The organism is Roseococcus sp. YIM B11640 (genome assembly GCF_049727625.1).
Lineage (GTDB): Bacteria > Pseudomonadota > Alphaproteobacteria > Acetobacterales > Acetobacteraceae > Roseococcus.
Genome location: NZ_JBBJOZ010000004.1, coordinates 53,853 through 66,152 on the forward strand (window position 1 = coordinate 53,853; position 12,300 = coordinate 66,152).

Annotated in this window: 13 protein-coding genes; 9 read left to right on the forward strand and 4 right to left on the reverse strand. The window is 68.8% G+C overall.

Translation table 11 applies throughout. The annotated features are described in order from the left end of the window. The first annotated feature begins 109 nt into the window (after positions 1-109). From WJM96_RS16675 to WJM96_RS16695, 5 genes are all read left to right on the forward strand, one after another. Entirely contained in the window at positions 110-571 is a 462-nt protein-coding gene (locus WJM96_RS16675) for an Hsp20 family protein (protein WP_424813660.1), read from the forward strand. A 47-nt stretch (positions 572-618) separates the two neighbouring features. Continuing rightward, a complete protein-coding gene (locus WJM96_RS16680) occupies positions 619-2,184 on the forward strand; it encodes an ABC transporter substrate-binding protein (RefSeq protein WP_424813661.1) in 1,566 nt (521 codons plus the stop codon). A gap of 52 nt (positions 2,185-2,236) precedes the next feature. After that, positions 2,237-2,683 (forward strand): host attachment protein, encoded by a 447-nt coding sequence (locus tag WJM96_RS16685; protein ID WP_424813662.1) that lies wholly within the window; start codon positions 2,237-2,239, stop codon positions 2,681-2,683. Positions 2,684-2,777: 94 nt separating this feature from the next. After that, positions 2,778-3,743: a Bug family tripartite tricarboxylate transporter substrate binding protein gene (locus WJM96_RS16690; RefSeq protein ID WP_424813663.1), complete on the forward strand. Its 966-nt coding sequence runs from the start codon at positions 2,778-2,780 to the stop codon at positions 3,741-3,743. Positions 3,744-3,821: 78 nt separating this feature from the next. Next, a complete protein-coding gene (locus tag WJM96_RS16695; RefSeq protein WP_424813664.1) occupies positions 3,822-5,639 on the forward strand; it encodes a tetratricopeptide repeat protein in 1,818 nt (605 codons plus the stop codon). An 18-nt stretch (positions 5,640-5,657) separates the two neighbouring features. Here the strand turns inward: WJM96_RS16695 and WJM96_RS16700 are convergent, their stop codons facing one another. The 3 genes from WJM96_RS16700 to WJM96_RS16710 all read right to left on the reverse strand — a co-directional run bounded on the left by WJM96_RS16700 (position 5,658) and on the right by WJM96_RS16710 (position 7,626). After that, positions 5,658-6,449 carry an alpha/beta fold hydrolase gene (locus tag WJM96_RS16700; protein WP_424813665.1) on the reverse strand — a complete coding sequence of 264 codons (792 nt, stop codon included), beginning with the start codon at positions 6,447-6,449 and terminating at the stop codon, positions 5,658-5,660. A 62-nt stretch (positions 6,450-6,511) separates the two neighbouring features. Continuing rightward, entirely contained in the window at positions 6,512-7,099 is a 588-nt protein-coding gene (locus WJM96_RS16705; RefSeq protein WP_424813666.1) for a thiamine pyrophosphate-dependent enzyme, read from the reverse strand. Next, entirely contained in the window at positions 7,096-7,626 is a 531-nt protein-coding gene (locus tag WJM96_RS16710; RefSeq protein WP_424813667.1) for a thiamine pyrophosphate-binding protein, read from the reverse strand. Before WJM96_RS16710 ends, WJM96_RS16705 begins: the two co-directional genes overlap by 4 nt. A gap of 97 nt (positions 7,627-7,723) precedes the next feature. On the opposite strand from WJM96_RS16710, the gene WJM96_RS16715 reads away from it, so the two are divergent. From WJM96_RS16715 to WJM96_RS16725, 3 genes are all read left to right on the forward strand, one after another. Further along, on the forward strand, positions 7,724-8,668 hold the full coding sequence (locus WJM96_RS16715; RefSeq protein ID WP_424813668.1) for a LysR family transcriptional regulator: 945 nt from the start codon (positions 7,724-7,726) through the stop codon (positions 8,666-8,668). Between the two features lie 91 nt (positions 8,669-8,759). Beyond that, positions 8,760-9,926: an acyl-CoA dehydrogenase family protein gene (locus tag WJM96_RS16720; protein WP_424813669.1), complete on the forward strand. Its 1,167-nt coding sequence runs from the start codon at positions 8,760-8,762 to the stop codon at positions 9,924-9,926. Between the two features lie 84 nt (positions 9,927-10,010). After that, complete coding sequence (locus tag WJM96_RS16725; protein WP_424813670.1) at positions 10,011-10,847, forward strand: DUF305 domain-containing protein; 837 nt, start codon at positions 10,011-10,013, stop codon at positions 10,845-10,847. Between the two features lie 28 nt (positions 10,848-10,875). On the opposite strand, the gene WJM96_RS16730 is transcribed toward WJM96_RS16725, so the two are convergent. Beyond that, positions 10,876-11,217, reverse strand: coding sequence for a Rid family hydrolase (locus WJM96_RS16730; RefSeq protein WP_424813671.1), 342 nt, complete (start codon positions 11,215-11,217; stop codon positions 10,876-10,878). A gap of 105 nt (positions 11,218-11,322) precedes the next feature. On the opposite strand from WJM96_RS16730, the gene WJM96_RS16735 reads away from it, so the two are divergent. After that, complete coding sequence (locus WJM96_RS16735) at positions 11,323-12,300, forward strand: Bug family tripartite tricarboxylate transporter substrate binding protein (RefSeq protein WP_424813672.1); 978 nt, start codon at positions 11,323-11,325, stop codon at positions 12,298-12,300.

Here is a 12,300-nt window from a genome sequence, read left to right on the forward strand (position 1 = left end):
AGCGCCGCGACCCCAGGCTTGCAACGGCGGGGCCTGCGGGCCAATTCTGCGGGGTCCGGCGCTGCCTTTTCAGGGGTGACGGTCGCCCTCGCTCCCTGCAGGAGGCTTCATGTCGCGTTCATCGGTGTTCGGCTCGCCCTTGTTTCTCGGTTTCGACCATCTCGAGCAGATGCTCGACCGCGTGCAGAAGAGCGCCGATGGGTATCCGCCCTACAACATCGAGGCGACGGGCGAGGCGCGGCTGCGCATCACCCTGGCCGTCGCAGGCTTCTCGATGGACGACCTCGCGATCACGCAGGAGGACAACCAGCTCGTCATCCGCGGACGCCAGCGAGACGACAGCGACGGGCGCATCTTCATCCATCGCGGCATCGCCGCCCGGCAGTTCCAGCGTGCCTTCGTGCTGGCTGAGGGTATCGAGGTCGAGGGCGCGCATCTGGACAGCGGGCTGCTGCATATCGACCTGCAGCGTCCCATCCCGGAGGTGAAGGTGCGCTCCATTCCCATCAAGGCGCCCTCCGGCCCCGCGCGCACCGTGGTGAGCCAGCGCGTGCGTAGCGAAGGCGAATAGCTTCTCGACGCGAGGCTTGTTACCGTCCCCGGCAAAAGGGGATGAAGATGTTCCGCAAGCTTTCCATGGCCCTGGCGGGTCTCGGGTTCTGTGCCGCCGCGTCGGCGCAGACGCTCACCATCGGCGCCGGGGCGCCGGTCACGACGACCGACCCGCATTTCCACAATCTCGGGCCCAACAACGCCCTCACCATGCACATCTTCGACCGGCTGGTGGAGCGCGACGGGCGTTCCCGGATGCGGCCGGCGCTGGCCGAGAGCTGGCGCGCGATCTCGGAGACGGAGTGGGAATTCAAGCTCCGCCCCGGCGTCACCTGGCATGATGGGCGGCCGTTTACGGCGGACGATGTCGTCTTCACCTTCCAGCGCGTGCCCAACGTGCCCAATAGCCCCGGTGGCTTCGGCGGCTTCCTGCGCGCCATTTCCCGCGTCGAGGTGAAGGATCCGCTGACTCTGCGAATCCATACCAGCCGCCCACATCCGCTGCTGCCGCTGGATTTCGCTTCGGTCTCCATCATCTCCCGCCATGCGGGGGAAGGCATGACGACCGAGGACTACAACACCGGCCGCGCCGCGATCGGCACCGGTCCCTACCGCCTCGTCTCCTACCGCGCGGGCGACCGCGTGGAGCTCTCGCGCCATGACGGCTATTGGGGAGGGCGCGAGCCGTGGGAGCGCGTGAACTACCGCATGATCCTGAACGATGCGGGCCGTACGGCGGCGCTGCTCGCCGGTGACGTGGATATGATCGAGCAGATCCCCACGAGTGACCTCGCGCGGCTGCGGCGGGAGCCGCGCCTCCGGGTGACGGAGATCGCGAGCCTGCGCACCGTCTACATGGCGCCTGACTTTTCCCGCGACGGCGGCACGCCGCTGATCACCGACCATGCGGGCGCGCCGCTGCCGCGCAACCCGTTCCGTGACGTGCGGGTGCGTCGCGCCCTTTCCATGGCGATCAACCGCGATGCGCTGGTGGAGCGCGTCATGGAAGGCGCCTCGGTCTCGACGGCGCAATGGCTGCCGGAGGGCGCCTTCGGCTACAATCCCGACGTACGTCCCATGCCCTTTGACCCGGACGCTGCCAAGCGCCTGCTGGCCGAGGCCGGCTATCCCGAAGGTTTCCGGCTGACCGTCCATACGCCCAACGACCGCTGGCCGAATGATGCGCGTCTGACGCAGGCGGTGGCGCAGATGTGGACGCGCATCGGTGTCCGGGTGCAGGTGGAGGCCATGCCGTGGACGGCCTTCGTGCCGCGGCGCGCGCGCGTCGAGTTCGCGATGCAGATCGGCGCCTGGGGCAGCTCGACCGGCGAGGCGTCGAACTACCTGGTCAACATCGTCTCGACGCATGACCGGCAGAAGTTGACTGGGGCCAACAATAACGCCCGTTTCTCCAGCGCTGAGTTTGACGAGCTGACGGCGCGCGCATCCTCCACCATGGATGACGAGGCGCGGGACGCGCTCTGGCGGCAGCTCACGGCGCGCTACGCGGAGGAGGTGCCGATGATCCAGCTCGTTCAGCTGACCAATACCTGGGCGCTGCGGCGCGGGCTTTCGCACGAGCCGCGGATGGATGAGCGTACCGTGGCCATGGGGGTGCGCCCCGAGCGTTGACTGCGGCCGCAGCGGACACCACCTCTGGCAAAGAACAAGACAGGAGGTGGACATGCCGCTGCGGCTTCCGAGCGATGCCTGGGTTCTCGTCTGCGATGGCGCGAAGGCGCTGATGCTGCGAAACGAGGGTGACGCGATCACGCCGAGCCTCAGAAGGGTCGATGTCTTCGAGGAACCCGCGCCGCCGACGCGCGAGCTCGGGACGGACCGGCCCGGACGTGTCCACGCCTCCAACGGCACGGCGCGCAGCGCGACGGAGGAGACGGATCTGCACGACCAGGCCGAGGCCGATTTCCTCGGCCGTACGGCGGCGGCGCTGGACCGGCTGGTGAGGCAGGAGGGCGTGAAGCACCTGATCCTCGCCGCCCCGCCGCGCGCGCTCGGCGTGCTGCGGGAGAAGCTCTCGCCGCACGTGCGCCAGATCCTGCAGGGCGAGATCAACAAGGACCTCACCGGCATGCCGCTGGATCAGATCGAGAAGCACTTGCTGGCGGTCTGACCCGCACGGGTTTTCGCCCCGTCCAAGGATGCGTTAGCTTTCCTGCAGAAGGTTGCGGCGCCCGCCGCCGCGGCCTGCCTGGAGGAAACGACGAATGAAGATCTCGCGCCGCGCCCTTGTCGCAGCACCGCTTGCCGCGCCCGCACTCGCTGCCGCGCAGAGCTGGCCCTCGGGCTCCATCCGCATCGTCGTGCCTTTCGCGGCGGGCGGTTCCACGGACGCCGTGGCGCGGCTGGCGACACCCGGCCTGACGCAGCGGCTCGGCGTCCCGGTGGTGGTCGAGAACCGTTCCGGTGCCGCGGGCTCGCTGGGAACGGCGGCCGTCGCGCAGGCGCGGCCCGACGGGAATACCTGGCTGCTGACCTTCGACAGCCACGCGACGCTTCCCGCGTTGCTCCCGAGCCTGCCCTTCAACCTGACGGGTGACCTCGACCCCGTGCTGCTGATCGGCGGTGCGCCCTATGTCATCGCCGTTCGGCCGGACAAGCCGTACCGCACGCTGGCCGACATCGTGAATGCGGCCCGGGCGCGGCCGGATACGATCAACTATGGCAGCACGGGCAATGGGACGCTCGGCCATCTGACGATGGTGCTGCTGGGCGCGCGGGCCGGCGTGCGAATGGCGCACCTGCCGTATCGCGGCGGCGGGCTCGCCGTGAATGACACCGTGGCCGGCCATATCGAGATGATGATCGGCAGCGCGGCCCTAGTGGCCCCGCAGATTTCGGCCGGGAACCTGCGCCCGGTGGTGCAGTTCGGCCCGGAGCGCCTGCCCGCCCTGCGCGACGTGCCGACGGCGGCGGAAAGCGGCTTCCCTGGCCTGGAGGCCGAGGCCTGGTGGGGCGTCTTCGCGCCGCACGGCACGCCTGAAGCCATGAAGCAGCGCATGGCCGAGGCCCTGCGCGAGAGCTTCCGCGAGGAGCGCGTGGCCCGGACCATGACGGAGACGCAGCAGGCGCGACTGGCTCTGGCGGGACCGGACGAGCTGAAGGCTTTCCTGGACCGCCAGATTGCCATCTGGGGCAAGGTGGTGACAGAGAATCAGGTGCAGGCGGACTAGCCTCGCCCCGACAGAGGCACTTGTTGCACCTGCGAGTTTGGGCCGCCAGGATCGGCGCTGAACAGCGTGGGCGGCGGGATGTCGAACGAGAACCTGATCACGGACTATCGGGAGCTCTACTCCTCTCCCCGGCTGCAGGTGAGTGCGCTGATCTTCGACCGGTCAGCGCCGATCTGTGTCGAATTCGCGCCGATGAATCTGCCGCGTGAGGCCTCCATGCTGCGGATGGCCAAGCGGCTGCGCATCAACTGTATCGCTGTGGGTGGGGCGGGCTATGACTGGTTCCAGTACCCGGACCTCCCTGAAGCCCTGGATCGGATCCAGGAGGTAACTAGGGAATTCCCGAGGGTTCTGCTCTACGGAGCTAGCATGGGCGGCTATGGCGCGCTTATCACGTCAGGCGCGCTGCGGCCGGATACCATTCTGGTCTGTGCTCCGCAGGCCGTCGTGGGCGAGGGGAGGCCGCCCGAGGACCAACGCTATACGGAAGCCTGGGGGCGCGTCAGTGCCGAGTACGGGTTCATCCATGATGATATCGCCGGCCGACTGGACCGTGAGGCCCAGTTGATCGTGGTGATCGATCCGCGCAACCCGACAGACATGGCTCATATGAGGGTGATTGAGGCACTGCGGCCTGTGCAGCAGTTGACGGTCCCCTTTGTCGGCCATGCCGTGCTGCAGTTCCTGGTCAGGATCGGTCTTGGTTCCCGCCTGGTACGCGAGGTCATGCAACCGGATTTCGACGTGGCGGCCTTCCAGAGCGAGATCCACAGACGCCGGAAGCCCGGCGCCCAGCTGCAGCGCCTTATCTATGTCGCAACGCGGCGGCGTCGGCCGGTGCCGCTTTGGATGATCCGGCGCTTTCTGGACGATCCAAAGGATACGCAGCGCAAGCAGCGATTGCGTGAGGCGGAACATGCGCTTGCCGAAGGTCGCTTCCATGACCTGCATTTCCTTGCCCGTACACTTCTGGATGAGCAGCCGATCGTGGACCGTGTGTGCCTGCGTGCCATGATGCTGCAGTGTGTACGGGACGGTCATGCGCCAGAGGGCCTCGCGCTGTTTGACTTGCTCCTGCAGGAGCCAACCTACTTCGCGCAGGCTACTCTGATGGCCGATCTCGATGCCGCGGTGCCCTTGATGCGCGCCGAAGGCAACATCGAAACCTGGGCCGCAGCCTTCCAGGCCAAAGCCCGGGCCGTTTCGCACGTGGGGCCGTCGTTGGCGCTTCTTTTGGCGTCGGCTGTGCTCCTGCATCATGCAGGCCTTCGAGAGCGTGCCGTGTCGGCAGCCTGTGAAGCCGCCCTGATGGTAGCTGTTGCCTCGCCTGCGATGGAGGAATTGGGGCGGGTGTTCGAGATTCTCGGTGAGCCGGGTCGTGCCGCTCACTATCGCAGCCAGAAGCCCGCCATCGAGTTGGAGGGATTTGTCGCGGCATTTGGCGAAGCGACACGCGCCGAACGCGAGGGCGATTGGAACCGCGCCGCAGAGATTTGGGCGGAAGCTCTCCAAGCGGGTCTCGAGCCTTTGCGGGTTGCCCCGCGCCTGGCGAAGGCGCTTTTCAAGCTCGAGCGCTTCGAGGATGTTATCAAGGCCTTGAAGCCATTACACGAACGAAAGGCCATCGCCCAGGGCGAGTGGCGCCTGCAAGGCGATGCGGAGATGCGCCTTGAACGCCACGAGGATGCTGCCGAGAGCTTTCGCCAAGCCCTCGCTCTCTCCCCCCTCGATCCTCGGTTGCATCGGAGCTACGCCACGGCCCTGGTCAAGCTCGACCGGCATGCCGAGGCACTTCCGCACGCGGAGCAGGCCATGAAGGCCGCGCCAGGCAATGTCGGCAACCAGCGCTTCTACGAAAGCGTCCGCGCGAAAGTCAGCGCGGACGCGACGGGTTGAAGGGCGTTCCCCCGCGGATCACCCGATCGCCGCCAGCATCCGCGTCAGCTCCGGCGCGGCCGTGACCATGGCGTCGTGCCCCGTCGCGATCTCCATCCAGTTCCAGCCCTGCTGCCGCCTCACCCATTGGCGCGAGGCTTCGAGCGCCGCGTAGTTCGGGTTCGTGCAATGGATATAGGTCCGCGGCCGCCCGTTCCCGACCGGGTTGCGCAGCGTCAGCTGGCTTTCATAGGTGCCCACCGGATGGGGGGTGAGCCGGCGGCGCACCCATCCGGTACCGGGATGGCTCTCGGCGATGCCGAAGGCGCTGGGCGGCGGGGCCGGGATGAACGTGCCTTCGCCTTGCTCGTGCACCAGCCGCCGGCGCGCCTCCACCACATCGGGCGGCAGCATGCCGAACGGGCTCTGCCCGCCCTCCAGCATCAGCGCATCGAGATAGACCAGGTGGCGGATGCGTTCGGGGACACGGTCGGCGGCGCCCGAGATGCCGCTGCCGCCGAAGCTGTGGCCGACGAGGATGACGTCCTGCAGTTCCTCCGCCTCCAGCACGTTCACGACATCCGTGACGAAGGTGTCCAGCGTGATGTCGCGGGACATGAGGTGCTTGCGCTCGCCGAGGCCCGTTTGGGTCGGGACGAGCACGCGGTGGCCCTGGGCCCGCAGCCCGTCCGCCACGTCGCGCCAGCACCAGCCGCCGTGCCAGGCGCCGTGCAGCAGGACGAAGGTCTTGCCGCCGCCCTGCGCGGCGGCGGGCATGGCGGCGAGGGCCGGGGCAGCGAGCCCTCCGGCCATGGCGGTGCGGCGGTTCATGCGGCAGTCCTCCCCTGTCGTTACGGGAAGCCTGCGACGCATGGGCCGCCGCGTCCAGCCTCCTACGCCGTGGCGAAGCCCAGCGCCGCGCGGAAGCGGTTCTTCACTTGTACGCCGTCGCGAGGCGGCAGGGCACGGGCCGCGTTCACGGCTGCGATCTTCACGGTGGCGAAGCTGAGCCCCTCGCGGGCATGGATCCGCCCGCGTAGCGCCGCGATGCCTGCTTCCTCGGTGATGGTCTCCGTCACCGGGAAGCCGCAGGCGGCCGCGACCGAGGCGAGCTCGATTCCCTGTCCCGCATGGCTCGGCTGCATTCCCGTCTCGCCGAAATGCCCGTTGTCCAGCACCACGATCGAGAGGTTGCGCGGGCGCCGCAGCGCGATGGTGGCGAGCGCGCCGAGCCCCATCAGCTGCTCGCCATCGCCGGTGATCACCAGCACCGGCCGCTCCGGCTGGGCCGCGGCGAGGCCGAGCCCGACCATCGCCGCGCTGCCCATGGCGGCCCAGAGATAGTAGTTCCTGTCGTCGTCGCCCGCCGCCATCACGTCGTAGGAGGGCGAGCCGAGGCCCGTCACCACCAGCAGGTCGCCGCGATCCTTCAGGAGCTCGGCGACCGCCTGCCGCCGGTCGAGATGTCCGCCCGCGCTCACTTCAGCCACTCCTTCTCACCGATGAGCCTCTGGCCGAGCAGCACCGCGCAGGCGGCGTCGCCCTCGAAGGCCATGGTGGCGGCGCCGCGCAGGAGCGGGCCCACATCCTCGGGACGGTCGGCGCGCCAGACCATCACGCCCATGAGCTTCAGCGCCGCCTCGGTCGCCTGGCCCATCGGGTTCTGCCAATTGTTGAACTCCGCCCAGTCGCCGCGCATGGTCACAACCATCAGCAGGGGCAGGCGCGCGACGGCGGGCAAGGCCAGCGTGTTGATGCAATTCCCCACGCCGCTCGATTGCATGAGCAGCGCCCCGCGCTCGCCGCCGAGCCAGGCGCCAGCGAGGTAGCCAACGCCTTCCTCCTCGGTCGTCAGCACCACCGCGCTGATGTCCGGGTCGGCCTCGGCGAGGCGGATCGCGGTGGAATGCCCGGCATCGGGCACATAGGCGACGTGCTTCACGCCCGCGCTCTTGAGCACGGCAAAGACCTCCTCCCGCCAGGGAAGGGTGGTTTGGGCGATATCCATGGGTTCCTCGGCTTGTCCGGCCCGGAAGCTAGGCGCCACTGAGGATTGCCAGAAATACAAGCTTGATTGAAAAGATATGCCGGAATTGGATGGCGACATGGACCTTCGGCAGCTCAACACCTTCATCCAGGTCGCGGACCTCGGCAGCCTCAGCAAGGCGTCGGACCGGCTTCGGATCGCTCAGCCCGCGCTGAGCCGGCAGATCCGCATGCTGGAGGAGGAGTTGAAGGTCTCGCTCTTCGACCGGCATGGCCGGGGCATGGCGCTGACGGCGGCTGGCGAGCTCCTTCGGGCCCGGGCGGGCAACATCCTCCGCCAGCTCGAGGAGACCCGGGCCGACCTCAACCAGGAGGCCGGGGCCGTGCGCGGCCGCGTGGTCTTCGGCATGCCGCCGACGGTCGGCGACATTCTCGCCACCCGCCTCATCGAGCGCTTCATGGCGCAGTACCCGGAGGTCACGCTGCGCGCCGTCCCGGCCTTCAGCGGCTACCTGCTCGACTGGCTTCATGCCGGGGAGGTGGATATCGCGGTGGTCTACGGGACCGAGGCCAATGCCAGCATGCGCCTCTCGCCGCTGCTGGTGGAAAGCCTCTGCCTCGTCACCCCGGGCGGCGCCTCGCCGGCGCCGCACCACGCCATTCCCTTCGCCGAGGCGGCGCGGGAGAAGCTGGTGCTGCCCGGGCCCCAGCACGGGTTGCGCCGCCTCATCGAGCGCGAGGCCCGCGCCCATGGCATCGCCCTGCAGATCGCGGTGGAGGCCGATGCGCTCCAGGTGCTGAAGGGGCTGGTCCAGCGCGGCCTGGGTTCCACCATCCTCCCGCCCGCCTCGGTCCATGACGAGGTCGCAGCCGGGCTGCTGGGGGCCGCGCCGATCATCGAGCCGAGCCTCTCGCGCAAGCTGGTCGTGGCGCAGCCGCTGGGGCGCCAGGCTTCCAATGCCGTGCGGCGCTTCGAGCAGGTGCTGCGGCAGGAGGTCGCTTCCATGGTCCGCGAAGGGATCTGGGAAGGCCAGCTCCTGGGCGCCCATATAAATCCGGCATAGGTGAAAGGCCGGAATTGTATTTTCCACGATGGTCGACGGGGAGCAGGTTCCCGCGCGACCATCGCCTGCCCGTGTCACGAAAAGGTTCCCCATGGACGCCGTCACCAACCCGCTCCCGCATGCCGAGATCCGCGAGGAGGTGCGCAAGCTCTGCGCCCGCTTCCCAGGGGAGTACTGGCGCGAGCTCGACGCGCGCCGCGGCTATCCCACCGAGTTCGTGACGGCGCTGACCGAGGCCGGCTACCTCGGCGCGCTCATCCCCGAGGAGTTCGGCGGCGCGGGCCTCGGCCTCTCGGCGGCCTCCGCGATCCTCGAGACCATCCATGCCGAGGGCTGCAACGGCGCCGCCTGCCACGCGCAGATGTACATCATGGGCACGATCCTGAAGCACGGCTCGCCCGCGCAGAAGGAGCGCTACCTGCCCGGCATCGCCGACGGCTCGCTCCGCCTGCAGGCCTTCGGCGTCACCGAGCCCACCAGCGGCACGGACACCACCAATCTGCGCACCACGGCGGTGAAGCAGGGCGACAAGTACATCGTGAACGGCCAGAAGATCTGGACCAGCCGTGCCGAGCACTCGGATCTCATGCTCCTGCTGGCCCGCACCACGCCGAAGGATCAGGTGGCGAAGAAGACGGAGGGTCTTTCGACCTTCATCGTCGACATGCGTGCCGCGCTGGGCAACGGCCTGACCATCCGGCCCATCCGCACGATGATGAATCACAATTCCTGCGAAGTGTTCTTCGACAACATGGAGGTTGCGGCCGAGAACCTCGTGGGCGTCGAGGGCAAGGGCTTCCGCTACATCCTGGACGGCATGAACGCCGAGCGCCTGCTCATCGCCTCGGAGAGCATCGGCGACGCCAAGTGGTTCACGCAGAAGTCGGTCGCCTACGCAAAGGAGCGCGTGCTCTTCGGCCGGCCCATCGGCCAGAACCAGGGCGTGCAGTTCCCCATCGCCAAGGCCTACGCCCAGATGCGCGCCGCCGAGGCGCTGCTGCACAAGGGGCTGGAGAAGTTCGAGGCCGGCCTGCCCTGCGGCGAGGAGGCCAACACCTCCAAGATGCTCGCGGCGGACGCGGCCTGGGCGGCGGGCGAGGCGTGCGTGCAGACCCATGGCGGCTTCGGCTTCGCCGAGGAATACGACGTGGAGCGCAAGTTCCGCGAGGCGCGACTCTACCAGGTGGCGCCCATCAGCACGAACCTGATCCTCAGCTTCATCGGCGAGCATGTCCTCGGCATGCCGCGCAGCTACTGAGAGAGGGCGCTTGACCTTCCCATAGGGTCAGGCCCCAACCCTGCCGGTGCCGCCATTTCGGCGGCCCGGAAAGGAGTTGCCCGCATGTCCCGTACCGTCCTGCTCGCCACCGCCGCCCTGCTCGCCGCCAGCCCGGCCATGGCCGCGATCGAGGACGCGCTCCAGCCAGGCGACGCCACGATCACCAGCACCTGGTACGCGCTGCGCTCGGAGGCGGCGCAGAAGGTCGACCGCGACTATGTGGACGGCATGCGCCCGCACCACGCCGGCGCGCTGAGCATGAGCCGCGAGTATCTGGCCGACCCGGGCCGCCGCAGCCCGCTGCTCCAGGCGCTGGCCCGGGCCATCGTGGTGAACCAGAGCTTCGAGATCGGCGTGCTGGACCAGGTGCGCGCCAATCTCGACGCGGCGCCGATGCACCTGCCCTTCGGGATCGTGCTGCAGCCGGTCGCGACAGAGGGGCTGACGCAGGCGCAGCGCTTCATCCGCGCCCCGGTGCCGTCCGGTGCCAGCGACGCCATAGGACCGGTCTCGGAGCGCGACGTGCTCTACGCCAAGGCGATGGCGATCCATCACGAGGCGGCGGTTGCGATGGCCCGCGCCTATCACGCGGACCCCGCCGCGCGGAACGGCTTCCTGGGCCTCATGAACGTGGACATCATCACGGACCAGACGCAGGAGATCGCGCTGATGGCCAAGGTGGTGCAGGCCTACGCGGGCGATGCCTCGGCCATCCAGGTGGATCCCTCGATGGTCCATGGGATGGAGGGGATGGGCCACCACGGCGCCCATGCCATGCCGGTGGCGGCGCCGGCCGCCGAGCCCGAGGCGCCGCGCGCCGCGCCGCGACGGGCGCCCCGCCGCGCCCCGGCGCCTCAGCCCATGCCCCCGGGAGAGCATGAGCACCAGCATCACCATTGACTCGGGGAGGGGGCGCCCCCGGGCGCCCTCACACCACCGCGGTGCAGACGATCTCGATGAGGTCCTTGCCCTCGAGCTGCACGCCGATGACGGCCCGCATCGGGATGTTGGACATGTCCACCCACTCGTCCCAGGCCTTGTTGAGCTCGGGCTTGCGGGACATGTCGGCGCAGTAGCAGATCGCCGTCAGGATCTTCGCCTTCGACGTGCCCGCATCGGCGAGGTTCTTGTCGAGGTTGGCGAGCGCGCCCTTCACCTGCTCGTACATGGAGTCCGACTTGTCGGGCGAGGTGGTGACGGTCGTGACGGTTCCGTTGTGAATTACGGCGCGGCTGCGCGTGGCGACGGAGCCGGGAATGCGCTGGATCATGGCGTCCTCTTCGGAGTGAAGGAACGATCCTCCGCGAAACTCTGCTGCTTGGCCAGAAGCGGCGCCGGATGCCATGCTCTCCCAAAACAAACCGGGGAGACATCCATGCAGGTAATTTCACGCCGCGCGCTGATCGCCGCTGGCTCCATGTCGCTGGCGGCGCCGGCCATCGCGCAGTCCTGGTCGCCGAGCCGCACCGTGACGCTGCTCATCCCCTTCGCCGCCGGCGGCGCCACCGACGTGATGGGCCGGCTGATCGCCGGGCCGATGACGGCGAAGCTCGGGCAATCGGTGGTGGTCGAGAACATGGCGGGCGGCTCGGGCCAGGTCGCCGCCGCCCGCGTCGCGCGCAGCGCGCCGGACGGGCATACCCTTCTCGTCGGGCATATCGGCGTCTTCGCGCTCAACCCGCACCTCTTCAAGCGGCTGACCTATGACCCGGTGCAGGATTTCAGCCCGGTGGGGCTGATCGGCACGAATCCCATGGTGCTGCTGGTCAGCCGGCAATCGGGCATCACCAGCATCGCGCAGCTGCGCGAACGCGCGCGAAACGGACGGCTCACCGTCGGCAGCTCGGGCGTGGGAACCACGTTGCATCTGGGCGGCGTCATGACCGTGCAGGCGCTCGGCGGGGCAGGGGATCTCATCCCCTATCGCGGCGGCGGCCCGGCCATCAACGACCTGCATGCGGGCGTGCTGGACGTGGTGGTCGACCAGGCCATCACGGCCATCCCTGCCACGCAGGGCGGCGCGCGGGCGCTGGCCGTGACCGGCACGCAGCGCCTCGCGCAGATCCCCGACGTTCCGACGGCGGCCGAGGCCGGCATGCCCACGCTGGACCTGCTGGTCTGGAACCTGCTGGCCGCGCCGCGCGGCACCCCGCGCGAGGCGATCCTCGCGCTGTCGGATGCCGTGAGTTTCGCGCTGGAGGACGAGACGCTGAAGCAGCGCTTCGCCACCTATTCCGCCATCGCGCCCCGGGGCGCCGAGCGCGGGCCGGAAGCAGCGGCCGAGCTCATCCGCACGGAGGGCGAGCGCTGGGGCCGCATCCTCGCCGCTGCCGGAATCGAAAAGGAAGGATAG

Coding starts and splice junctions, on each gene's coding strand:
- WJM96_RS16675 (WP_424813660.1), top strand. CDS start 110: ATGTCGCGTTCATCGGTGTTCGGCTCGCCCTTGTTTCTCGGTTTCGAC.
- WJM96_RS16700 (WP_424813665.1), bottom strand. CDS start 6,449: ATGAACCGCCGCACCGCCATGGCCGGAGGGCTCGCTGCCCCGGCCCTC.
- WJM96_RS16735 (WP_424813672.1), top strand. CDS start 11,323: ATGCAGGTAATTTCACGCCGCGCGCTGATCGCCGCTGGCTCCATGTCG.
- WJM96_RS16710 (WP_424813667.1), bottom strand. CDS start 7,626: ATGGATATCGCCCAAACCACCCTTCCCTGGCGGGAGGAGGTCTTTGCC.
- WJM96_RS16685 (WP_424813662.1), top strand. CDS start 2,237: ATGCCGCTGCGGCTTCCGAGCGATGCCTGGGTTCTCGTCTGCGATGGC.
- WJM96_RS16730 (WP_424813671.1), bottom strand. CDS start 11,217: ATGATCCAGCGCATTCCCGGCTCCGTCGCCACGCGCAGCCGCGCCGTA.
- WJM96_RS16720 (WP_424813669.1), top strand. CDS start 8,760: ATGGACGCCGTCACCAACCCGCTCCCGCATGCCGAGATCCGCGAGGAG.
- WJM96_RS16690 (WP_424813663.1), top strand. CDS start 2,778: ATGAAGATCTCGCGCCGCGCCCTTGTCGCAGCACCGCTTGCCGCGCCC.
- WJM96_RS16725 (WP_424813670.1), top strand. CDS start 10,011: ATGTCCCGTACCGTCCTGCTCGCCACCGCCGCCCTGCTCGCCGCCAGC.
- WJM96_RS16715 (WP_424813668.1), top strand. CDS start 7,724: ATGGACCTTCGGCAGCTCAACACCTTCATCCAGGTCGCGGACCTCGGC.
- WJM96_RS16680 (WP_424813661.1), top strand. CDS start 619: ATGTTCCGCAAGCTTTCCATGGCCCTGGCGGGTCTCGGGTTCTGTGCC.
- WJM96_RS16695 (WP_424813664.1), top strand. CDS start 3,822: ATGTCGAACGAGAACCTGATCACGGACTATCGGGAGCTCTACTCCTCT.